This is a genomic window from Cardinium endosymbiont of Culicoides punctatus, assembly GCF_004354815.1.
GTDB lineage: Bacteria > Bacteroidota > Bacteroidia > Cytophagales > Amoebophilaceae > Cardinium.
This window is the reverse complement of record NZ_QWJI01000002.1, coordinates 65,136-89,030: the sequence shown is the minus strand read 5'-3', so window position 1 is coordinate 89,030 and position 23,895 is coordinate 65,136. Positions and strand designations below refer to the sequence as shown.

Annotated in this window: 17 protein-coding genes; 6 read left to right on the top strand and 11 right to left on the bottom strand. The window is 34.5% G+C overall.

Annotation, left to right across the window (positions count from 1 at the left end):
- The first annotated feature begins 61 nt into the window (after nucleotides 1-61).
- The 3 genes from tgt (at nucleotide 62) to CCPUN_RS00750 (ending at nucleotide 2,923) form a co-directional block, all read left to right on the top strand.
- Complete coding sequence (gene tgt, locus CCPUN_RS00760) at nucleotides 62-1,186, top strand: tRNA guanosine(34) transglycosylase Tgt (protein ID WP_133281680.1); 1,125 nt, start codon at nucleotides 62-64, stop codon at nucleotides 1,184-1,186.
- 4 nt (nucleotides 1,187-1,190) lie between these two features.
- Entirely contained in the window at nucleotides 1,191-2,273 is a 1,083-nt protein-coding gene (locus tag CCPUN_RS00755; protein WP_133281679.1) for an LptF/LptG family permease, read from the top strand.
- 101 nt (nucleotides 2,274-2,374) lie between these two features.
- Nucleotides 2,375-2,923 carry a biotin transporter BioY gene (locus tag CCPUN_RS00750; RefSeq protein WP_133281678.1) on the top strand — a complete coding sequence of 183 codons (549 nt, stop codon included), beginning with the start codon at nucleotides 2,375-2,377 and terminating at the stop codon, nucleotides 2,921-2,923.
- Nucleotides 2,924-3,027: 104 nt separating this feature from the next.
- On the opposite strand, the gene CCPUN_RS00745 is transcribed toward CCPUN_RS00750, so the two are convergent.
- The 5 genes from CCPUN_RS00745 to CCPUN_RS00725 all read right to left on the bottom strand — a co-directional run bounded on the left by CCPUN_RS00745 (nucleotide 3,028) and on the right by CCPUN_RS00725 (nucleotide 9,376).
- Nucleotides 3,028-4,137: an Rpn family recombination-promoting nuclease/putative transposase gene (locus tag CCPUN_RS00745; protein WP_133281677.1), complete on the bottom strand. Its 1,110-nt coding sequence runs from the start codon at nucleotides 4,135-4,137 to the stop codon at nucleotides 3,028-3,030.
- Between the two features lie 311 nt (nucleotides 4,138-4,448).
- A complete protein-coding gene (locus CCPUN_RS00740; RefSeq protein WP_133281676.1) occupies nucleotides 4,449-5,159 on the bottom strand; it encodes a hypothetical protein in 711 nt (236 codons plus the stop codon).
- Between the two features lie 250 nt (nucleotides 5,160-5,409).
- Entirely contained in the window at nucleotides 5,410-6,900 is a 1,491-nt protein-coding gene (locus CCPUN_RS00735) for a UDP-N-acetylmuramoyl-L-alanyl-D-glutamate--2,6-diaminopimelate ligase (RefSeq protein WP_133281675.1), read from the bottom strand.
- Nucleotides 6,901-6,902: 2 nt separating this feature from the next.
- On the bottom strand, nucleotides 6,903-9,011 hold the full coding sequence (locus tag CCPUN_RS00730; protein WP_133281674.1) for a penicillin-binding protein: 2,109 nt from the start codon (nucleotides 9,009-9,011) through the stop codon (nucleotides 6,903-6,905).
- A gap of 2 nt (nucleotides 9,012-9,013) precedes the next feature.
- Nucleotides 9,014-9,376: an FtsL-like putative cell division protein gene (locus tag CCPUN_RS00725; protein ID WP_133281673.1), complete on the bottom strand. Its 363-nt coding sequence runs from the start codon at nucleotides 9,374-9,376 to the stop codon at nucleotides 9,014-9,016.
- Nucleotides 9,377-10,014: 638 nt separating this feature from the next.
- On the opposite strand from CCPUN_RS00725, the gene CCPUN_RS00720 reads away from it, so the two are divergent.
- Nucleotides 10,015-10,620: a ComEA family DNA-binding protein gene (locus CCPUN_RS00720; protein WP_204594630.1), complete on the top strand. Its 606-nt coding sequence runs from the start codon at nucleotides 10,015-10,017 to the stop codon at nucleotides 10,618-10,620.
- A gap of 177 nt (nucleotides 10,621-10,797) precedes the next feature.
- The gene (gene cdaA, locus CCPUN_RS00715; protein ID WP_133281671.1) at nucleotides 10,798-11,595 is read left to right on the top strand and encodes a diadenylate cyclase CdaA; all 798 of its coding nucleotides are present in this window, start codon (nucleotides 10,798-10,800) and stop codon (nucleotides 11,593-11,595) included.
- Nucleotides 11,596-11,743: 148 nt separating this feature from the next.
- On the opposite strand, the gene ileS is transcribed toward cdaA, so the two are convergent.
- From ileS to CCPUN_RS00685, 6 genes are all read right to left on the bottom strand, one after another.
- Nucleotides 11,744-15,052: an isoleucine--tRNA ligase gene (gene ileS, locus CCPUN_RS00710; protein ID WP_133281670.1), complete on the bottom strand. Its 3,309-nt coding sequence runs from the start codon at nucleotides 15,050-15,052 to the stop codon at nucleotides 11,744-11,746.
- 234 nt (nucleotides 15,053-15,286) lie between these two features.
- Nucleotides 15,287-17,086 (bottom strand): tyrosine-protein phosphatase, encoded by a 1,800-nt coding sequence (locus CCPUN_RS00705; protein WP_133281669.1) that lies wholly within the window; start codon nucleotides 17,084-17,086, stop codon nucleotides 15,287-15,289.
- Nucleotides 17,087-17,362: 276 nt separating this feature from the next.
- Nucleotides 17,363-18,598, bottom strand: coding sequence for a phospho-N-acetylmuramoyl-pentapeptide-transferase (gene mraY / locus CCPUN_RS00700; RefSeq protein ID WP_133281668.1), 1,236 nt, complete (start codon nucleotides 18,596-18,598; stop codon nucleotides 17,363-17,365).
- A 74-nt stretch (nucleotides 18,599-18,672) separates the two neighbouring features.
- Nucleotides 18,673-20,055, bottom strand: a complete 1,383-nt coding sequence (locus CCPUN_RS00695; protein WP_133281667.1) for a peptidylprolyl isomerase — start codon at nucleotides 20,053-20,055, stop codon at nucleotides 18,673-18,675.
- On the bottom strand, nucleotides 20,015-20,896 hold the full coding sequence (locus tag CCPUN_RS00690; RefSeq protein ID WP_133281666.1) for a hypothetical protein: 882 nt from the start codon (nucleotides 20,894-20,896) through the stop codon (nucleotides 20,015-20,017). The genes CCPUN_RS00695 and CCPUN_RS00690 overlap by 41 nt, the downstream gene beginning before the upstream one ends.
- 123 nt (nucleotides 20,897-21,019) lie before the next feature.
- Entirely contained in the window at nucleotides 21,020-21,697 is a 678-nt protein-coding gene (locus CCPUN_RS00685) for an OmpH/Skp family outer membrane protein (protein WP_133281665.1), read from the bottom strand.
- 382 nt (nucleotides 21,698-22,079) lie between these two features.
- Between CCPUN_RS00685 and CCPUN_RS00680 the strand changes: the two genes are divergently transcribed.
- Entirely contained in the window at nucleotides 22,080-23,783 is a 1,704-nt protein-coding gene (locus CCPUN_RS00680; protein WP_133281664.1) for a M3 family oligoendopeptidase, read from the top strand.
- Nucleotides 23,784-23,895 lie beyond the last annotated feature (112 nt).

Here is a 23,895-nt window from a genome sequence, read left to right as displayed (position 1 = left end):
TTGTATAAATAAGTTTTCGCAATAAAACTGGGATTTATTTAATAGTTTAAAAATACTTTCATTGCAGTTTTCATTAGAACACGAAGATAAGAGCTCTAAGGCGAGAGCAGGGCTTATCATTACTAGTAAGGGGATCATTCGAACACCCATTTTTATGCCTGTGGGTACTGTTGGATCTGTAAAATCCATTTCACAGCATATCCTAGAAGAGCAAATTAATGCGGACATTATTTTAGGTAATACCTACCATCTTTATCTTCGTCCAGGGACAAATGTATTGGATGCAGCAGGTGGTTTACATAATTTTATGGCATGGAAACGACCTATTTTAACAGATAGTGGAGGTTATCAGGTGTATTCTTTAGCCAATAATCGAAAAATTACAGAAGAAGGGGTTACTTTTCGGTCTCATTTGGATGGGTCGAAGCATTTGTTTACGCCAGAATCTGTTGTGGATATACAACGTAGTATTGGTTCTGATATTATGATGGTTTTGGATGAATGTACACCTTATCCATGTAGTTATGCATATGCCAAAGAGTCTATGGAGCGTACCCACCGTTGGATGACAAGGGGATGCAATTATTTTAATGCTACTTTAACAGATGGGAATAGCCACCAGACAATTTTTCCCATTGTACAAGGTAGTATTTACAAAGATTTACGCATTCAATCAGCAGAAACTATAGCTGAAGCAAATCGATTTGGCAATGCAATAGGTGGTGTATGTCATCCCACAGGACAATTATATGAAATTACAGAGCTTGTTTGTGACATATTGCCTAAAGAAAAACCCCGTTATTTAATGGGTGTAGGTACTCCATTGGATCTTTTAGAATGCATTGGATTGGGTGTGGACATGTTTGATTGTGTAATGCCTACCCGTAATGGACGAAATGGCACATTATTTACAACACAAGGCATTATAAATATTAAAAATAAAAAGTGGAAGACCGATTTTAGCCCTATAGATACTGCATTAGGGACTCAATTTAGCAGTTATTACTCAAAGGCTTACCTCAATCATTTAATTAATTCTAGGGAGCTATTGGGCGCTCAGATAGCCAGCGTACATAATTTAACTTTTTATCTATGGCTGATGCGCCAAGCTAGAGAACAGATTATGAAAAATACATTTTCAAGCTGGAAAGACCGTATACTTAAAGTTATTATGGAAAAAATATAAATATATGAAGCTAATAGACCGATATATTTTCCAAAAATTCTTTTCTACATTTTTAGTAATACTGAGTATCATTACACTACTTATTATACTTATTCATGTAACGGAAAATGTAAGTTATTTTAAAGAGCACAATCTTTCATTTTATAAAATATTCAATTATTACGTTGCATTCCTTCCCTATATGATCAATTTTTTAGGGCCTATTATTGTTTTTATTACCACCATTTGGATTACAACCAGAATGGCACAGTGTTCTGAAATTATTGCTATGTTAAGTGGAGGTATTAGTTTTAACCGCATTATAAGACCTTATCTAATTATTGCATGCATATTAACAGGATGTAATTTCTACTTAACAGGTTGGTTATTAGCAGACGCAAATAAGGAGCGTGTTAAATTTGATACAAAATACTTAAATGGTGGCGCTTTTTCTATAACTGCTACGTCAGATTCCCTTCACTTAAAGGTAGGAGCGAACCAATATCTTTATATTAAGAAATATCATGCCTATAACAATACAGGATACAATGTAAGTTTGGATACATTCGAAAATGCAGCTCTTGTAGAAAGGTTACATGCTGAAAAAATTAGATGGAATGCTAAAACCCAAACATGGGAATTCAGATATTGGCATAAGCGCACACTTTTCCCAAAACATGAAACAATAACGGAGGGTTATACACTTGCACTTCCTCTACAAGTGGATCCAGAAGATTTTACAATTAATCCAAACCTAAAGGAAGGATTAACACTCTCAGAATTGGATCTTCATATTAAAAAACTTATGGATAAAGGAAATGAAGCTGTTCGCCTTTTTGTAGCGGAGAAATATGTTCGATATATGACTCCTTTTGCTATTATTATTCTTATTACACTAGGCTTTTTAGTTGCCGTTCGAAAACCCAGAGGAAGTGTAGGCACACAAATTACATTAGGTTTTATATTGGCCTGCTTGTACATTGTATTTTTCTTATCTGCAAAAGCCGTTATAGAGAAGCAAAGTGAACATCAACTACTTGATATATGGATGCCTAACATCATTTTTTCTGTGTTTTGCATAATTTTTTATAGATTGGTCCCCAAATAGAAAAGAAAAAGTTTCCCAAGTACGCTAGTAATTTTAATGGATTTTAGTGGAAACAATTTTTATTAGATTTTAGACAGCCATATTATCATCACACTAAGCATATGAATACTAGAGATATAGCTTATGTAGCTCTTTTTGCAGCAATCACTGCTGTATTGGGCATAATGCCTCTCATCAGAATCCCCGTAATCCCGGTTCCTATAACAGCACAATCTTTAGGATTAATGCTTGCGGGTAGTATTTTAGGTTCTAAAAAAGGCGCACTTGCTCAAATACTCTTTTTAGGATTGGTAGCTTTAGGCTTTCCCCTTCTATCAGGAGGCCGTGGTGGTATAGGGTCATTCTTAGAACCAAGTAGTGGGTTTCTATTAGGGTGGCCAATTGGCGCATTTGTTATTGGTTTTTTGTTTGAAAAAAAATGGTCTTCTTTAACCCATAGCAAAGCTTTTATATATATGATCATTGGAGGCATATTGGTTGTATATGCCACAGGCACATTATGGCTTAATCTTATTACTCATATCTCCTTAATAAAAGCCTGGAGTGGAAGTATGCTTTTTATCCCTGGAGATTTGGTTAAAGCATTTATTGGAACCACTACTGCAATGGTTATAAAAGCTTCCTATCCAATTATAAAAAAAAATAAATAACTATAATGGACTGAAAAAATCAGTCCATTATACACTTATCCGTGGCTTCGGGTGGATCTACTACTGCTATGGCTCTGCTCAAAAGACACAGACACAATGTTATGTTACTGGTTAGTTCTTTGTTCTATTACTTCATTTATCATATTTTCAATATCAGTTTCATCACAGTCACTATAATCACTAAGAATAATTTTTTTTATAGTATCAGGTGCTGAACCCTTTGCAATTTCTTTTTCAATTCTTCTCTTTTTTCTTCTATTATCTCTTTGCTTAACCTCTTTTCGTTCTTCCTCTCTACCTCTTTTTAACCCTCTTTCTTCACTTTCTTTGCTTACTTTGTCAAAAGAACCATTTTCTACCTTCCTTCTATCTTCTGCACGATCATAATAAATCTTATCTTCATGACTCCAAGTAGTTCTGTCTATACGTTCACATGCACTTTTAATAATTACATCATCAGTAAGTTTTTTTTTCTCTTCTTCTGAAAGCATTTTAGCATTCTTTAAAAGAAATATCCAACGATCTTTTTGTGTATTTATTTCGTCTACTCTTTTATTAAACTTAGCTAATTCTACAATAGTCCATTTCATACCATTGAATACACATTTATTAGTTGTTTCTTCTGTGATCTTATGATGAGAAATATATGGTATGTCTTCATTTTCGTCTTTGAACATCTTAAATTTAGTAATGGCTAATAAACGAATAGGTGATATATTTTCATAATTTTCCCCTTTTTCAAATTGACTACCATAATCACGGGCAACATATCCCTGTATACGTTCTTCCCAACCTGTATGGTCCTTTACTTGCATTTCAACAATAAACTTTCTTTTTTTATTATCAATACAATGAACATCCGTTATAAAACCACGATCTTCTTTCCTTCCTGTAGACAAATAGTTATTATCGAGCCTTATTTCTACAATTTTCTCATCATTTTGAAGTTCTAATACACTATTTAATAAATCTCTTGTGAAATCATTTTGATTACCTTCTTCTGAAAGAACTTCTCCAAAAATATGTTTGAAACACCAATCATTAGTAGGATCTGCATATTTAGGACGTACATGTGGCGCATTATTACTGGTTGTATTACTACCACCAGACTGCCTAGATGGTTTATACATACCGTTTTCGTTCTTGTATGAACTACAGGATTGTACAATAGTGCATACTGCAGCAGTAAGTAGCATTAATTTTTTTTTGATCATGATAATATTATTATATAAAACTTATAATGAATGATAATTAGCTGTTTTTTACTGCTTGATATGTCTTAATGAGCTATGTAGGCAGTAATAAAGAAGACTACATCAATGATACCTGTAACAGGTGTATCATCATTTCTCATGAAAACAGACCTGGCTATTTTTTTTAGTTACACTACAAATCTACAAAGATATTTACAGATTTTCATGTTGTTCATATAAGAAGAAATAGAAAGCCTACCATGTAATGAAAAATCCGTTATTTTTCATTACATGGATTTAGTGATCAGTGATTACAAAACTAAAAAAACATTTTACACAATCTCTTCAAAAGCCTCTTTTCGAATGCTGCATGTTCTCCTTAATTTCTTCAAACTAGTTATTAAATCACATGGAGGACCAACATATCTTCTAAAGATATGGGGGTTATCAGATCCAATTGGCAATGAAGCACGCTCAACACGATTAGATGTTGAAGATACAGAGACAAATTCTCCAAAATTTCCAGATACAACAATCCCAACATTTACAACAATGCCAACCTCACCGGAATACCTACGCCCCATCTCGTCCATGCTTTTATTCTTATAGCCTATAGCTACCACATCACCTCTTTGTGGCCTATCTACTATTTCCCAATTAGGAATTTCTACATTACTACCCCATTCTCTAGCAAGGAGTGGATCTTTCAGAAATTGAGACACAACATCTGGAGATGAACTAGCCTCGCCCGCAGCAGCAATTACTTTAGCAACAAATAAGTGGTTCTTAAAAGTACCAGATCCAAAAGACCCTTTTTTAGATTTGTACCCCCAACCTCTTGAGCCTATGTATTGCTCCGCAGCAGATGCTATCAATTCTGACATATCAGACTTCACTTTTGCATTTTCTTCCACTATTTCTTTATTAGAAAAGTCTGTCTCGGAAGTATCTCCATTGTTCATATGCGTGTCACCATGGTGCTGTTGACTACATCCAGCCAACATACATCCAATGGACAAAGATAAGGTACGTAATACACTCATAATAAAGTTATTTTGAACAGTTATATAAAATCTAAAAGTGTGCTTTTTGCAATAAACTTAGGTATGAACTTTCCACCTTTTTGGTAGGACACCTCAACAATAAAGTATTTGCAATAAGGCCAAACTTATTTTGATATCCTAAGATATAGTAATTTTTTGAATTTGCAATAAAAAATTACTTAACACCATCCAAGTAGTTCCTCTTAAACATAGCATATATAAAACCCTTAAATATGCTTTAACCACTTACCTAGTTTCTCATTAGGCTTACAGTATCCAATGAATCACAGAGTATTTCTTGAACAATTTGTTCTTCACAAAAGTAATATTTGACACCCTTGATTTCTTCGTAGTGTTGATGGCCCTTCCCTATTAGCAAGACTACGTCATTAGCTGTAGCAAGTAAACAGGCCGTTTTGATCGCACTAGCTCTATCTACAATAGATAATATCTTTTGTCTTGTTGCAAGAGGTACCCCTTCTTCCATTGACTGTATAATATCTTGTGGGTCTTCATCTCTTGGGTTATCACTGGTAAATATAGAAATATCACTATGTAGCGCTAAGATTTTTCCAATCATTGCCCTCTTTTTATTATCCCGATTGCCTCCACACCCCATCACACTGATTAGCCTACTATTGCGGGTAAGCATATCCCGTAAGGTAGCCATTAATTTCTCTACTGCATCTGGTGTGTGGGCATAGTCTATAATGATTTCTTGCTGTTTTTTATTATTCACTTTGTTCATCCTCCCCAAGATAGGTGAGATGGCTGATAATGCGACAAGACTTGCTTGACTATCCAGACCTAATAACTGTGATACCCCATAGGCAGCTAATATATTACTTGCATTACATGCACCAAGTAACTGAAACCAGACCTGTTTGCCATCTATTTCTAACTCTAAACCATCTAGGGTATTAGTGATTATTTTTGCCCTAAAATCAGCTAAGTGTTGTAAGGAGTAGGTGTATTTTTGCGCCTTGCAATTCTGTAACATAATGGTGCTATTTTTATCTTGTTTATTGACAAGGGCAAAAGCGTCTTTGGGTAAATGGTCAAAAAGTTTTTTCTTAGCCTGAATGTAACGTGCAAAATTAAGATGATAATCCAAATGTTCATGGGTTATATTGGTGAATATTGCTCCCATTATAGTTAGGCCAGCTAGGCGCTCTTGCACAATGGCATGAGAACTTGCTTCCATAAAACAATACTGACAACCAGCTTCTACCATCTGATATAATAGTGCGTGTAGCTGTAGTGTATCTGGGGTTGTATGGCTAGAAGGATAGATTATATCTAAGATTTTGTTGTGTATTGTAGAAAGCATTCCTGCTTTATAACCCATTTTTACAACCATATTGTATAATAGGTGGACAACACTTGTTTTGCCATTTGTTCCAGTAACAGCGATTATTTTTAGCTTTTGACTAGGGTGGTCATAAAAATTAGAGGCCATCATACCCAATGCAATAGGCGTAGTTTGTACCATAATATATGTTACAGAACTATTTATTTGAGATGGCTCTGGTAGTATTTCACAAACAACAGCGGTAGCGCCTGCTGTTATGGCATCCGATATGTAAGTATGTCCATCTACTTGTGTGCCAGCTATAGCAACAAAACAGCTATTTGCCTCTACCTGTTGGCTACTGAAACAGATTTTAGCTATGGATATATCGGTCGGGCCTAATATTTTCCTTACAGTAAGGCCAACGAGTAATGTTTCAAGTGTTTTCATGGTTATTTCAAGGTAATAGATATTTTTCGGTCAGCAGGTATCATACTAAATGGAATAAGAGACTGCTTAGATACACTGCCATGAATCGTTCCTTCTATGGAAACTTCAAATCCATCCTGTTCTAACAGGCATAGTGCATCACGCAATTTCATACCCAATATATTGGGTACCTTTTGTTGAGATGCTAACTTGCGTGGCTGAGCAACCGTTTCAGTAGGGTGAAACTGTACGTCTATCCACGCATCTTCGTTCAAAATTTTAGGCAGTGGTAGATGTAATGATGCATATAAAAAACATAGCTCATGGGCATTCCCAACATTTAAAAGTTTTTTGGTACTGAATTGTTTTGATACGCAGCCATTAATGGGTGCGATGGCTTCCAAGTCCTTCCCTGCTATTCTGTCTACAATATCTTTGAATATAGGCGCTGGAACATCTGCACCATAACGATACTCCTCGCCTTCTGGACTATCCACGACAATAATACAACTATATCGAGGTTGCTCTGCAGGAAAGTAGCCCACAAACGAAGTAAGGTGATTGTCTGAATATTTTCCATTGACTAATTTTTGTGAGGTTCCTGTTTTGCCTGCTACTTTATAAAAACCAGACTTAATGCGTCGTGCTGTACCCCTTTCTACAGTTCCTTCTAACATGGCTTTGAGTTTACCTATCGTTGTATCAGAACAAATTTTTTCTTTTAGTACAAGGGTTGGAAAATGTTTTACAATACCACTAGCTGATTTTATATTCTTTACCAACATCGGTTTAACCATTTTTCCATTATTGGCTACTGCATTGTATAATGTCAGCATTTGCAGTGGTGTTATCTGTAAATTGTAGCCAACACATAGCCATGGTAGTGTAATACCATTCCACATTTTACTTTTTGGTGTTATGATATAAGGTTTCCCTTCACCCACCAATTCTATACCTAATGGCTTATGCAAGCATAAGCTTTCTATATAGTCGATAAATTTCTGAGGATGATCACCAAAAACTTCATGAATTGCCATGGATAGTCCTACGTTTGATGATTTTTCAAATACTTCTTGTAACGTAAGTAACCCATAGCCTCCTTTTTTAACATCACGCATATATCTGTTATAAAACTTAACCATGCCATTTCCCGTATCTATAGACTTATCAAGAGGCCATTGCGTTTCTTCTAGTAATGCAAGCATGGACGCCAACTTGAAAATGGAACCGGGCTCTACAACGCCTTGGTTACCTATAGCATAATTATAAGATTCTGAATATTTTCCAGATGGTGTACGAGCGAAATTAGCCATTGCTTTGATCTCCCCAGTAGCCACTTCCATAACAATGGCACAGCCATTCTGTGCACTTGTTTCTTCAAGCACAGCCAATAAACTGCTTTGCGTTACATCTTGTAAGTTGATATCTAGCGTAGTTTCGAGATCGTACCCATGGATAGGGCGTATCATGGTATTTTCCTGCACTTGTTTCCAATTGCCTCCCACTACTTTTTGGTAGAGTGCTTGCCCATCTACCCCTTTTAACGCATTGTTAAATGAATATTCTATACCAAAACCATGTGTTTGTCTATGCGCACCAATGGTACGTTGGGCTAATTCCCTAAAGGGATTATACCGTTTATACTGTTCTTCAAAAATAACACCACCTTTGAATTTACCTTTTGCAAAAATAGGCCATTGACGCATCTTTTTTCTTTCTTCATGGGTAATATACCTACTATTGATCATCAAATATTTTTTGTTTTTTTTGCGGGCACATATAATTTTTTCTTTATAATGGTTAGCGGGAAAATCTTGATAGAAATCAGATAAATGCGTGCTCAATAGATCTATGCCCTCTTCAAATAGTTGGTCTGAACTTACTGTTGGATCTAACGCAACAGTATAGAAAGGCAAAGAAGTGGCTAATAAAGATCCTCCATGATCATAAATATTACCTCTTGATGCTAAGATAGGTCTGTATTCTAATTGAGTGACTTTTGCACAGTTCCTCCATTTATCCCCTTCGGTAAACTGTAAACTGGTTATTTTCCATGTGACAACCATCATAAAAACCACAATAGATAGTAGTATTATTCTGGCACGTAATAATATATCTTTTATAAATGGCACACTTATTTAGGTTTTTGATCTCTAATTTTATTAGGTGGAATTTTGCTTTCATAAATACCTAAAGGGGCAACCCGTTTGGCTATTTCTGATTGTTTACTATTAAACATGTAACTAGATTGTAATCCCATATATTTAACACGAAGTCCATCTACTATAGGTTCCATTTGATTGATCTTATACAACATTTTTTCGTGGTAGTGGGCATTCCAAATATAAAGCAAACCTAAAAAAAAGAGATATATTAAACGATATAAATAATAGGTCGATACGCCATGCCCAAGTGTTTTATTGAATAAATAAAGCTGCTTTTCTAAACGACCAAACAAAGTATTTTTCTTTGTTGGTTTATAAATATTCTTCCTCATTTTTTTATGGATATAAGCTTTTGTTTAATGCATTATATTTAGTCGTGTATACATTTTTATGTCTGCTGCAATTTAACCCAATTCATAAATTGAGACAAGTAAGCTGTAGTAGCTACAATATATAGTTATATGAATCATTAGACCTATTTCCTAAGTCCTAGGCCCATTTCAGTAGGCTAAAATTCACTTAAAAGCCATTTTTTTATCATAAAAGGACATAAATGATTCTATTATGTATTTTTTCTTTACTCAAACTATTATGTACAAAAACCGATGTTTGGGACTCATCTATTTACGCAATAAGGTCTAGTAATATAACTCCTGTAGTAAATCAACAATATGGAAACCATAACTACCTAGATCGTGCTTGTAGTACCTGCAAGGACGTTTATAGCGCTTACTAAGATGGAATTGCCAAAGTGGGGTTAAACAAAATAAATTTTTTGCCATTCAGAAAGATCTATCCCTAATAAACGACATAAAATATGGATGTTTCGATAATTTTTTATATGTTAAGCCCCATAGGGAAGAGTTAATTATGTGTTTATAAAATCATCCCTCTATTTTAACCTTTTTTTAATTCAAAAACTAATAAATAGGCACTTACTCAACAGGTCTTTTATACTATGCTCAATAAGATGAAGCGTTATATTAAAGCAGCTTTTCATTTTTCTAATTCAGAAACCAATGGCTTCTTTGCTATGATCATGCTAATGTTACTGTTATGTATTGCACCAAGGGCATATAAACTATATACTCAGTACTACAGTAAACCATTGGATCATAGCAAGGATATCATATTATTAGAGAAAAACTTGCTCTTATTGAAAGAAAATGCGCGTAAAGTAGATTTAATAGATATAAATATGGTTACTGCACAAGACTTGGAATCTATATCAGGATTAAAGCAAAAGCTTGCTGTTAGAATTATAAACTATCGGAATAAGTTAGGAGGATTTGTTTCATTGGATCAATATAAAGAAGTGTATGGTTTGTCTGTGCACCTTCAACGTAGATTGATGAAACAAACAACCATATCAGAAAAGTATATACCTAAACAATTATCGCTTAACGGTAGCTCTTTTAAAGCGTGGGTTGCACATCCTTATATTTCACCTGCTATAGCAAAAGCAATTGTAGACTATAGAAATCATAAACAGTTTACGACGATAGATGATATTGAAAAACTTCCTGTTTATCATTTAAATTGGGCTAAAAAAATGATGCCTTATTTATCCTTGTAAGTTACTGGCTTGGTGCTGGATGATGTGATATCTGTCTGAAAATTTGTTTTTATGGAAACAAAGTCGTTTTTTGCAACAGATAATTAGGTAAAAATTACTTCTTGCTGTAATATTGCCATAAGTTTACTATTTGTATTTTCAGAGATTTTCTGTTGTAAACATAAAAATTTATTGCCGATGCCGTTTAATCTACCACGTTTTGATGCCATAGACATTAGTTTCGTCCGTGTCATTGATATGGTGCTTGTTGGTTTCTTGGTCTATCGAATGTATAAATTGATTGAAGGCAGTATTACGGTAAAAATATCCTTTGGTTTTTTTGTTGTATACCTCCTTTATTTGCTGGTTAAGCTATTGAAACTTGAACTGCTTGGTGCTATTTTAGGAAAGTTTATTGAATTAGGTCCTGTCTTACCCGTTATTCTATTTCAACGTGAGATACGTCATTTTTTGTCAAGTATGGGCAAAGGACTCATCTCCACCAGAGAGGTTATATCAAATATTACACCTTGGTTTAAAAACAAAAAAATAGAGTTTGATGTTACTCCAGTAGTTAAAGCCGTTCAGGCATTGGGTGGTAGTAATACGGGTGCGTTGATTGTCTTTACGAAAGATGCTGATCTTAGGAATTATGAAGAATCTGGTGATTTAATTAATGCTGTAGTTTCTTCTAGGTTATTACTAGCTATATTTAGCAAATATAGCCCATTACATGATGGTGCAGTCATTATTCATGACAATAAGATTGTAGCTGCAAGATGTATTTTGCCAGTTACTGAGAATATAAGTATAGCTGCAAATTTTGGATTACGTCACAAAGCGGCTATTGGCATTACAGAAGTAACAGATACACTTGTTCTAATTGTTTCAGAAGAATCTGGTCAGATATCCATAGCTAGAAATGGAAAAATGGAAAATAACCTATCTGCACAGGAAGTTAGAAGTGCTATCAAGGATTACCTTAGTACTACTTGAAGGGCATAGTAAGTAGTATTTTACTAAAAAATCATTCACCAGGTTTATTTATCATTGGCACGGAATCAAGCTTCTAACACAAAGAGCCGTATGAAGCGATCGGTTCACGTACAGCTCTGTGTGGAATTCCTTAGCGACTCGATAAATTTTATCCCTCTTTGCTCAGCTGAATTGTTAATGTCACATCGTTTACGTAGATGGTAGATCCTGTTGTAAGTTGTGGTATGCATTTCAGCAGTGTCGCTTGTGTTTCTGCACAAATATAGTCTTTGTATAACGCAATAACATCACAAATGCTTTTAGCGTCTTCTTGTATTTTAATAGTTATTTTATCTTGTACCTCAAAATTTAGCTCTTTGCGTAGTTTCTGAATTTGATGCACTACTTCACGTGCAATGCCTTCCTCCTGTAATCCCTTATTGATGATAATATCTAATGCAATAGTCATGGTGCCTTCTGTCGCCACACACCAACCTGGAATATCTTCTGTAATAATAAGTACATCTGATAGATTCAGTATAATGGTTTCGCCTTCAATGCACAATAGGTGTGTATTTCCTTGTTCTAATTCATGTATTTCATCTTGATTAAGTGATAAAATAGCTTCAGCAAGAGGCTGCATCTTGTCTTTATAGCGTTTACCTAAAACGGGGAAATTAGGTTTAGCTTTTTTATGTATTAGATGGTTGGTGCTATCTAAATAATCTACTTTTTTTACATTAATTTCTGATTTGATTAGTTCTTCCAGGTCAGCTATCGATTCCATATCTGTTAAATATCTAGAGAAAATTTTTACACACTGTAGTGGTTGACGCACTTTAATTTTATATTTCTTTCTTAAAGAGTGGGCTAGTGAAACAATGGTTTGTACTTGACGCATCTGGCTCTCTAACGTTACATCTACAAAGCTTTCTTCTACTAGAGGAAAATCCAATAGATGAACGGAGCTATGGCTTTCTTTTTCTGAAACACTATTGAGCGCCTTATAAAGATAGTCAGCATAAAAGGGGGCTATTGGTGCCATAAGTTTGCTGACCGTTATGAGGCAATGGTACAATGTTTGGTAGGCAGCTTCCTTGTCTTTGTCTTGGCTATTTTTCCAAAATCTTTTTCTATTTAGGCGTACATACCAATTACTTAAATCATCTATAACAAAATCTTGAATGGCCCTAGCGGCTAATGTTGGTTCATAGCTTTCATAAAAATCTGTTACTATGCCAACCAAGCTGTTACAGCGAGACATAATCCATTGATCACTTTTGTTCAGATCACTGTTATTCAATCTTTCTGACTTAAAATAAAAGTGATCTAGATTGGCATAAAGTGCAAAGAAATTATACGTACTATGCAGTGTAATAAAAAACTTTCGAGTTACCTCTTCTATACCTACTAGATCGAATTTTAGGTTATCCCATGGATTGGCATTACTGATCATATACCAACGAACAGCATCTGGGCCATATTTCCCTAAGACTTCCATTGGATTAATGGTATTGCCTATGCTTTTGGACATTTTGTTGCCATTTTTATCCAAAACAAGTCCGTTTACTACGATATTTTTAAAAGCAGGTATTTCAAAAATCATCGTGGAAATAGCATGTAGCGTAAAGAACCATCCCCGTGTTTGGTCTATACCTTCAGCTATGAAATCTGCAGGGAAACTTTTCTCAAATATTTCTTGATTTTCAAATGGATAGTGCCACTGTGCACATGGCATTGCACCGGAGTCGAACCAAACATCTATCACAGCTGTTTCACGGTACATGGGTAGTCCATTGCTACTCACTAAGATAATATCATCTACATAAGGCCGATGTAGGTCAATATCAGCTGGAAGTGGATTTTTCATATAGCCAGCTAGTATCGCTTGATCTACTTCAAAGGTAAGTTCTGCTATGGAGCCAATACATTTCTCTTCTTGTTGATCAACGGTACGCCAGATGGGTAATGGAGTGCCCCAGTAGCGCTCACGACTGAGATTCCAGTCTACTAGGTTTTCTAGCCAATTCCCAAATCTACCTTTACCAACAGAAGTTGGCTTCCATTGAATGGTGTTATTTAATGCTACAAGTAGTTCCCGATATAGCGTTGTTTTGATAAACCATGAATCTAATGGATAATACAAAATAGGTTTATTTGTTCGCCAACAGTGGGGATAGCTATGTTCATATTTTGCTACTTTAAAAGCTTTATTTTCTTGTTTTAGCTTGGTTGTAATCAATAGGTCTACGGCTGGCAGGTCTGTGTCATTCTCATACTCTTTTTTTACATAACGTCCTGCAAAATCAGCAATTTCCGAAACAAAACGTCCTTGTTTGTCTACAATTGGAACTGCTTCACCTTCCGTGTTGGTTACCCTGATTGCAGAGATATTTTCTTTTTGAGCGATACGATAGTCATCCGCACCAAATGTAGGTGCAATGTGTACGATACCAGTACCCTCTGTAGTAGTTACAAAATCACCTGCAATGACTTTAAAGGCATCTCCTTGTGGTGCTACATAGGGTAAGAGTTGTTCATAATATAACCCTATTAGTTCTGATCCTGTGTAGCTTTCTGTAATTTCCCAAGGGAGTACTGTACTATCTTCTTGATGATGTTGTTTATGAGTGGCAACAGCTGTTTGGGGGGCTGTAAAAAAACGTTCTACAGCATCTTTTGCTAAGATTACTTGCACGGGAAGGTGTGTATAAGGATTAATAGTAGCTACTTTGACATATTCTATAGCAATTCCTACTGCTAGTGCACTATTCGCTGGTAGTGTCCATGGAGTAGTGGTCCATGCTAAAAAATACACATTTTCTTTATCTCTTATCTTAAACTGTGCAACAATGGAAATGTCTTTTACAAGTTTATAGCAGCCTGGTTGGTTGAGTTCATGCGAACTTAAACCTGTTCCTGCAGCAGGAGAATAGGGTTGTACAGAATATCCCTTATAAATTAGTTCTTTGTTATAGAGTGCTTTTATTAAATACCAAACAGATTCAATATAATTTCTATCATAGGTTATATAAGGCTGTGTATTGTCTTTCCAGTATCCAAGCTCTTTATTCATTGCCTCCCATTCACTGGTATAAGTCATAACCGTTTCTCTACACTGCTCATTGTAGTCAATGATGCTAATTTTTTTACCAATATCTTCCTTTGTTATGCCTAATTTTTTTTCGACCTGAAGTTCTACGGGTAGACCATGGGTATCCCAACCACTTTTACGACGTACGTAGTAGCCTTGCATGGTTTTATATCTTGTAAAGATATCTTTTACGGTCATGGCGAGAATATGGTGTACACCTGGTGCACCATTGGCTGAGGGGGGGCCTTCAAAAAATACAAATGGTTCTTGACTTGCACGTTGTGTTACAGAATTCGTAAATGTCTTATTTTCTTCCCAAAACGTTCTGATTACACCTGCAACATCTGATAAATGGAGTTGGGGGTGTTCCTGGTATTTTTTCATATGTATACGCAATTTTTATCTTGATAGATAAAATCTTAATTATTTAATGACTATGGCAGTTTCAAATTTAACGAAAAAGTTTGATAGAAAAGCGTAAGATAATGTAAATATACTCTTGAGACCGTTTGGAAAATGAAATGTATGGTAATGCTTAGACTATAAAGCATACGTATTTAATTTCAACGATCTAAAAATACAGCTTTGATATTTCATTTCACGTGATGAACAGTATGCTTAACGGTGTCTTCTTTTTCTAGAATTGGAATCTTGACTATTGTTGTCTAGTAAAGGGATATTGGTCCATTTAGCCGTTTGCGGAAACAAAATGTTAGCGGTTCTAGCATCACGTGTTGTTTGATCTTTTTTTACTGGCTTCATTCCAAATCTACCAGGCATGCCTCCATTTAAACCAGCTAGCAATTGATAATGTGAGGTGTTTGCTAGCGTAATATGGATTGTGTTTATAGGTAATTCTGGGTAAGATGTATGTATAATAGATCCGTCAGCTAAATAACTGATAAAGCCGGTTCTATCTTTACCACTTTTACAACTAAACAGCACAGATGCTTTTGATTCGCTTTTACGTTCCTCTAATATGGTTTTACACGCAATATAATCAGCTGCAATATCAGCATAATGATTACCAGACACGTTTATGCTTTGGCGTGAAACATGTTTTTTATCAGATTTTTCAGAAAACTGTTTCAGTATATCTAACTTCTCAAAATAAGTTTTATTTAATAGGTTTGGATATTTTTCTTTATAATTATTGGCTTCTTGCACAAGATTATTTACATGATCTTTATATATGGGTATTGTACCTATTCCAAGCCCATTTATTGGTAAATACATAAAATCTTTCCCTACTATCTGTTCCATTTGTTCCACAATATGTTTTTCATTATAACCAAGACGTTCTATAATAACCTTATTATTTAAGGACATTACTTCTACTGTTTTTTTTCTAGAATGTTCTAATATTTGTTGCCAGTTATTCGTAGCTATATCATTACTAACATTTATATTATTACTGATAGATGGATTTGGAACGAATGAAGCGAATGCGCCACTATGATAGTAACGAGCCAATACAATTTCTTGGCCATTTTTACGCATGATCAATCTTTTTCTGTACGCATTTTTGCATCCGGGAATATTTCGAATTTGAGTAGGAATATAGTGGTTTCCATCTAAAAATTTATCAAAATATGTATCAATGAGTTTTTGCTCAAAAGAATCCAAACGTTTATACCAATCAGCTTCTTTTCTGTTTTTATAACTGGATTGTTGTTCTTGTGTTAGTTTTAACCATTTTTTGTCTTCTAAGGCAAACTCTTTATCTTCAATTTTAAATTTGGTAGTGATATTGTAGTGTATATCATCCAGTCCGACGTAATTTTCTGCCAGTCTTAACTTCTCATTTATTTCATTTTCTGTTAGTTCTGTAAAGACATTTTTTTTAAGATAGGATACTGTCTTGGTGTTTATTTGTTGTAGTTTGTTTATACAAAAAATTTCATTTTCTTGTACATAGATATGCCTAAAATTGTCCATAAACCTATTGGCCGTGATATCCATTTTTTTGCCATCCTTTCCATACAGTTCACATATTTTTTTTGCCGCACGGAGTATATTCAGTACTTGTATGGCATAATCTTCTGCAGCGTACACCTTTCCATTTGCATTTGTAGCATCTCGTACCAGTGTGTCTCCTTGAAGGATCCACTTAATACCTCTTTGTATATCAGTGGCTTTTCTTAGTTTTTCAATCTCGTCTTTAAAGTTAAAGTTTGTGTGTGAGGCTGTTCTTTCGTTTAGTTCGTCATCAACATCGTATCCAGAGTCGTATCCAGAGTCATTACTGTCATCTTGTAATTTTCTTTTTTTATATTTTGGTTCATCAGTACTCCATTCATCCAAAGCTCGTTTTTTAGTTTCTTGAAAGGGTGCATAGTCATTCTTGCTACAACTCCACGCTTGTAATAAAAAGGACGTTATACTTAATAAGGCTATATGTTTTCTAAGGTATACCACTGTTTTTTTATTTTTATATATAATTAACTATTAGGTATTTAGATTAAGAAATATTTAAAACACCATATATTAATATGCATTTTTTAAATCAATTAGTCAAGCAGGTATTCAAATAATACATCATTTAGTTGGTTTTGAGTGTGCCAATGATTTAGATTTCTCTTTTGTGTTCTTGACACACTAAACCACCACCAATTGGAATAGCGCCATTAGTGCTTGAATCAGTAATCTTTCGACTAACAGTCAAAAGCGCTAACCTATCTGTATGGTGTACAACTATCTGATTTTTAGTGTTATAAGCGTAGCAATAGCAAATAAAAGGCTTAGAATAAGAAAACGTGTTACGATCTTTGATTCATGCCATCCTAGTTTCTGATAGTGATGATGTAGAGGAGCCATTTTGAATACTCTTTTGCCTATTCCATATCTTTTTCTTGTGTATTTGAAATAACTAGTTTGTACTATAACAGATACATTTTCCAATAAGAAGATGCCGCATAAGATTGGAATTAATAATTCTTTTCGAATGCAAATGGCTACTACTGCAATAATGGCACCAACGGTTAGGCTTCCTGTATCACCCATAAATATTTGTGCAGGGTAGGTATTGTACCAAAGAAAACCTATGCATGCTCCCACAAATGCACAGCAAAAAATAGCGAGCTCTCCTAAGTTTGGGATATACATAATATTCAAATATTTTGCAAATACTATATGGCCAGACAAATAAGCAAGTACTGCCAACGTAGTGCCAACAATAACAGACGTACCTGCAGTCAGCCCATCAAGTCCATCCGTTAAATTTGCTCCATTTGAAACGGAGGCAATAATAAAACAAACCACCAACATATAAAGTATCCATGTATAATTTTTGCTACCCAATAGCATAGCACTTATTTGGGCATAGTCAAGTTCATTACTTTTAAAAAATGGGATCGTTGTTTTGGTAGACTTTACGTCGTTATAAGCGGGAGAGGGGACTGGGTCGTTTAGTACTGTAGATATTTCATGGGGAGTTATAGATAGCTCACGTATTACCACATCTTTATGAAAGAAAAGAATGGTGCTCACTGTAATGCCTAAAAAGATTTGTCCCAATAATTTTATCCATCCACTTAGTCCATTTTTCTTTTTTTTAAAGACTTTGATATAATCATCCAAGAATCCTACTATTCCCATTAAGACCGTTGTTATTAGGAGTAGAATAATATAAATATTATGCAACTTTGAAAAAAGCAGGGTCGGTATAACTGTAGCAAGAATAATGAGTATCCCTCCCATCGTCGGAGTCTTTGATTTAATTCCTATATATTCTTTCCCCAATCCAAGAAATCGATTAGACTCTAATATTTGCTTTCTGTTTAAAAAATTTATAAAAAACTGTCCTAATAAAAAAGTTATTACAAAAGAGCTCATTGTAGCCATAGCTGCTCGAAAAGAGATATATTTAAAAAGACCTGTTCCAGGCCAATGAAACGTAGTATGTAAATACTTAAATAAGTAGTATAACATGTATTAGTTGTTTTCCTTAAAGTCTACAGGTGCAAAAGTCATCTAAAATTTTTCTAGCGTAACTAGGGGAAAAATTACAACAAATCTTCTACTGTTTTATACTCTTCAGAAAAGCTAATTATAAACGCTGATTTAGAAGCTTGAATCCATTGATGAATGGCTTTATTTTTCTTTTGCTGTAGTAAAAAATAGCGTATTTTTTCATAATCTTGCGCTAGATTCATCATATGTGGCTCCACTTTTTGTTTCAAGTATAGTAATTGCCAGCCAACCCTATGTTGGATATTGACCAGTTGAGGTGTACTTATATCTCCTGGGTTAAGACCATCAACAGCAAAATATATTTCTGGATCTAATTTATCTGCAGGAAGTGTTGTACTAGGGAGAGATTCTGTTTCATGTTCATTGGCAGTAATTAACCCACCATCCAAAACGGTGTCTTTATCTTCTGAGTATTGTTTTACAGCTACATCAAAGGTTAGTGTTCCCCTCACTATCTTTTCTCGGATTTTATTTATTTCATCTTTAGCAAGATCTATTTCATTTTGTGTTGGTGAAAGCATTAGTAAAATATGACGGGTATTATATTTTTCTTTCTTTCTATCAATTAATTGTATAAGATGCAGACCAAACTCAGACGCTACAGGATCACTTATTTCTCCAATTTTGAGCTTTAGTGCGGCTGATTCGTAATCGGGTGATAACATTCCCGTAGCCATCCAACCAATTTCTCCTCCTTTTGATGCAGAACCAGGATCATTAGAATATTGTTTTGCAAGATCTGCAAAAGTAGCACTGTTATCCATAAGTTGTTTTTTTAACAATAAAAGCTGCTGCTTAGCTTTTTCTTTTCTATCTACAGACACTTTAGGGTAAATAATGAGCCGGCGAATTTCAAAAGAGGCCGGATAGTATTCCCGTTTATGTGATGGCAACGCCTCAAAATAGCTTTGCACCTCTGCAGGAGTTACTACAATATGTTCTGTAATGTTATGTTTAGCTTTCATAGCTAAATACCTTTCCTCAAGTCGTCGCTTTAACTCTTTTTTAATATTACCTATAGGTTGATTGAAATACTGAACTAATTTTTCTTCCGATCCTGATTGTCTTATCATTTGTGCTATAGTATGATCACAATTACGTTGAATATATGTTTCAGGTACTTTAGTATTGGTTAAAGCAGCCTTTGCTAAGAGCATTTTATTTAATACCAACTCTCGCAATACATTTTTCTTGACGGACTCATCAACGGAGTGTCCTTGTATTATTAGCTGTTTGCACGCTTCTTCCACTTCAGAATGCAAAATTATTTCTTGATTTACAGTGGCCACTACTTTATCTAGGAGCAAGGAATCATTTGACCAAGCAACTAAGGGAAAATAGGAGACAATAATCGTAAGGCTGTAAATGATTTTTTTAGTTAACATGGATAACACAAGTATTGTTTTTTTTAGCATTTTCTAATAATTTTTCTTTTATCTGGCTAGCCAAAGCTAAACGTCTTTTATGTAAAATAATGGTTTTGATTCGTTCTTCCATTAATGCTAATGGGGCGATACCTGGTGCTATTTTATATTCATCTATTTTTAAAAAATAAATACGTTTGCGACTGGGAACGTGAATAAATTTGTTCGTTTTTAATAATCTAGTTGCATCTCCAAGAGGCTGAAATCCTATTTTACGTAAAACAAATTCCCAGGAAATCCATTTGCTAGACTCTAAGATTACCGTATTCATATACGGTTTACAATATGTTTCTAATTTTTTCCTATCGATAGGTTTTGTAGAAAGCATTAGAGATTTAATAGCATTGATACCCGTCGCTTTTTTAGGCATTGACAAAAATGTTCCTTTTACTATGTCGCAATTAAGTATAAAATCATTTGGATTATTGTTGTAATAATTGGCTATTTCATCTAATGATACATCACTGTTTAATTCTTGATTTACGAATTTTTCCAGAATATGGTGAGCAAGTAAATCATTTTTATAATCATTAATTTTATCTTCAACTAGAGGCTGAATCTCATGACTATGGCTTGTGCCATATGCGATAAGTAGCTGTCTACAAGCCCACTCTTTTATATATTGAGGTGACTTATCAGTAGTTTCAGGACATGTATCATTTAGTAACTCTATATCGGATGGATATAAATATTGATTACCTACACGGGCAATAAAAGGATCATTAGAAATTGTTTTATTTTGCTTCCAAATATTGCCATAACGGATGCCAAAGTAAATAGTAATCAATAATAATAAGATGCCATACGTAAGGAGCCTCTTTAAACGATACATGCTCAAATTATCAATAAAACGTAATGGTAAAATTAAATAATGTTCTTAGCGTATTATTGTTCCTATTCATATCCCTCTTTCCGACGTTTCATGTACAATATTAAGAAAGAGGGATATGGATCTTTATTTTTTCTTCTTAGCAGATGTAGACGCTTTACTTGAGCTCTTTTGTTTTGGAGCTGTCGTTTTACTATCTTGATTTTGAGGGCCTATAACAGGAGGCGTTACCTCTTGTTTAGCTTCTTCTTTCTTGAGTTCTTCTAATATAAGCTCTGAAATATCAAAGCTTTTTTGAGCAAAAAGTATAATAGGACTTACATCTATAGCTTGATTGAGCACAATACTATAATTATGTTGTTCAGAAATTTTATGAATAGCCTCTTGAATACGGTTTTGAATTGGGGCTATAATCTCTTTGTATTTTCGATCTATTTTAATATACTTTTGCTCATCCAGCTCTTGAATAACTGATTGTAGCTTATTGAGTTCTAAAGATATCTGTTTCTTTTGAGCTTCTGTGAGTGTACTCTCCTGCTGTCTGCAATTCTCAACTTTTTCGTGATAATCAGACAATTTAGATTGAAGTTGGTTTTCTAACTGTTTCTGAAAGCTTTGCATTTCAGCATTCTTTTTTTGAGCTTCTGGTAAATTGTTATAAACATGGCGTAAATCTACATACCCAATTTTCAGGGCAGATGCGGCTGTATCAGTGTGTGTAGCAACAAGAGTAGCGTCATCTGCTTTAGTACCAACATACGTGCATGTAGCAAATCCCAATGCACATAAAAATTTATAGTTCATAATAATTATAGTCTAGATTTTAACGTTTGAAAAAAAGTAACATTTCCTTTTTATCTGCTTTGGCTTTGAAATTATATCAATAAAATCAATAAGTCAGAATATAGTGAAACCAACTTACAAAAACTTTTACTAAAGAACAAATCCTATATATTTGTTATATATGGGGAAAGGCTATCTAACAAACATTATTATAGCCCTAGTTCTATTTACTAAGATTTTTTCTAATTGTTTTTCAGTTAAAAGATATTGCAATAGAAGGGAAACTCTATGTAGATTATCAGATTAAATTCAAAATCTTTCAAAAATAGGATGCAAAACTTAGTTTCTTTGGTATTTTTTTTAACTTAGTCTAGTCCTTATTAACTCAAAAAAAAGCTTAATTATGAAAAAATATGTCCGTGCCTTTTTACCATCAGAATTCTCTATAACAGATTGGTCTTCTATTCAGCCTTTTTACGATAATCTACTTACAAGAGATATTTCTTCGGAAGAAAGTCTAAAAAAATTTCTAGCTGACTGGAGTGAACTAGAAGGAGTGATCGCAGAAGATGGAGGATGGCGTTATATCCATACTACTCGAAATACCACTGATTTGGCAGCCAAAGAATCTTATGAATACTTTATTACAAAGATAGAGCCTTATCTGGCTCCTGTTACAGATCTATTGCATAGAAAAGTTCTAGCGGCAAAAGATATTGCGTTACTACGTCAAAAACCTAGATATGATATTTTTGTTAGAAAAATAGAAAACGATTTGCGTTGTTATAGAGAAGAAAACATACCAATTCATACAGATATTCACCTCAATGCAAGAATATATGGTGCTATAGTAGGTTCTATGGTTATAGAAGTAGAAGGCAAAGAGCTCACCCTACAGCAAGCTGCTGCGCATGTAGAATCTACAGATAGACCCTTTCGAAAAACCGTTTATGATGCAATACAAAAATGCAGACTGCAACATAAAGATGCATTGGATACACTTTATTCCAAACTGATTCAACAACGCCATAGCCTAGCAGTCAATGCCGGATTTGATAACTTTAGGGATTACGCTTTCGTATCTATGCATCGGTTCGACTATACGCCACAAGATTGTTTTACCTTTCATACTGCTATTAAAGAAGAGATTGTGCCATTGCTAAATGAGTTAGCCAAAGAACGTAAAGAAAAGCTTGGCTTAGCAGTATTGCAGCCATTTGACCATGCCGTTGACATAGAAGGACGACAACCACTACGTCCTTTTACAGATGCAGCAGAGTTACTACATAAAGCAACTACTTCTTTACAATCTATACAACCTTTCTTTGGACACTGTTTAAAGATCATGCAAGAAATGGGGCATTTAGACTTAGCGTCACGTAAAGGAAAAGCACCAGGTGGTTACAATTATCCTTTAGATGAAACAGGTGTACCCTTTATTTTTATGAATGCTGCTTCTACATTGAAAGATGTATTAACCATGTTTCATGAAAGTGGACATGCTGTACACGCCTTTTTGGTTCATGAACTAGAATTGAATGTTTTTAAACATTGTCCATCAGAAATTGCAGAATTAGCCTCCATGTCTATGGAGTTACTTAGTATGCCCTACTGGAATGTTTTTTTCAGCGATCAGAAAGATTTAAATCGTGCTAAAAAAGATCATCTTATCCACGTTATTAGTCGTTTGCCTTGGATGGCTGCTATTGATGCTTTCCAACATTGGGTTTATGAACACCCCACCCATACGTTACAAGAACGAGAAGATAATTGGAATCGTATATTTAGTGATTTTTCAGACAATATAACAGATTGGAATGGTTATGAAGATGTAAAATGTAATTTGTGGCAAAAACAACTCCATCTTTTTGAGGTTCCATTTTACTACATTGAATATGCTATTGCACAGCTTGGCGCTATTGGGGTGTGGAAAAATGCACAAGAAAATCAAAAGGATGCATTGAATAATTATCTTAACGCATTAAAATTAGGCAATACGGAATCCATGCGTACCATTTACCAAACTGCTGGTGTTCGTTTTGATTTTAGTAGGGCACATATTCGTTCTCTAGCACAATTTGTGCGTGAGGCTTGGTCTAAGTTATAAGAAATGATTTCAACAAAGGTAGGTGATATTTTTAAGAGATTAACTTTTTTATTAAATTCATCCTTCATTGTTGGTATTTTTTGATTGAGATAAATATAATTTGGAAACCAAT

Coding starts and splice junctions, on each gene's coding strand:
- CCPUN_RS00695 (WP_133281667.1), bottom strand. CDS start 20,055: ATGCTAAAAAAAACAATACTTGTGTTATCCATGTTAACTAAAAAAATC.
- cdaA (WP_133281671.1), top strand. CDS start 10,798: ATGCCGTTTAATCTACCACGTTTTGATGCCATAGACATTAGTTTCGTC.
- CCPUN_RS00735 (WP_133281675.1), bottom strand. CDS start 6,900: ATGAAAACACTTGAAACATTACTCGTTGGCCTTACTGTAAGGAAAATA.
- CCPUN_RS00680 (WP_133281664.1), top strand. CDS start 22,080: ATGAAAAAATATGTCCGTGCCTTTTTACCATCAGAATTCTCTATAACA.
- mraY (WP_133281668.1), bottom strand. CDS start 18,598: ATGTTATACTACTTATTTAAGTATTTACATACTACGTTTCATTGGCCT.
- CCPUN_RS00750 (WP_133281678.1), top strand. CDS start 2,375: ATGAATACTAGAGATATAGCTTATGTAGCTCTTTTTGCAGCAATCACT.
- CCPUN_RS00725 (WP_133281673.1), bottom strand. CDS start 9,376: ATGAGGAAGAATATTTATAAACCAACAAAGAAAAATACTTTGTTTGGT.
- CCPUN_RS00690 (WP_133281666.1), bottom strand. CDS start 20,896: ATGTATCGTTTAAAGAGGCTCCTTACGTATGGCATCTTATTATTATTG.
- CCPUN_RS00720 (WP_204594630.1), top strand. CDS start 10,015: ATGAAGCGTTATATTAAAGCAGCTTTTCATTTTTCTAATTCAGAAACC.
- CCPUN_RS00740 (WP_133281676.1), bottom strand. CDS start 5,159: ATGAGTGTATTACGTACCTTATCTTTGTCCATTGGATGTATGTTGGCT.
- CCPUN_RS00755 (WP_133281679.1), top strand. CDS start 1,191: ATGAAGCTAATAGACCGATATATTTTCCAAAAATTCTTTTCTACATTT.
- ileS (WP_133281670.1), bottom strand. CDS start 15,052: ATGAAAAAATACCAGGAACACCCCCAACTCCATTTATCAGATGTTGCA.
- CCPUN_RS00685 (WP_133281665.1), bottom strand. CDS start 21,697: ATGAACTATAAATTTTTATGTGCATTGGGATTTGCTACATGCACGTAT.
- CCPUN_RS00745 (WP_133281677.1), bottom strand. CDS start 4,137: ATGATCAAAAAAAAATTAATGCTACTTACTGCTGCAGTATGCACTATT.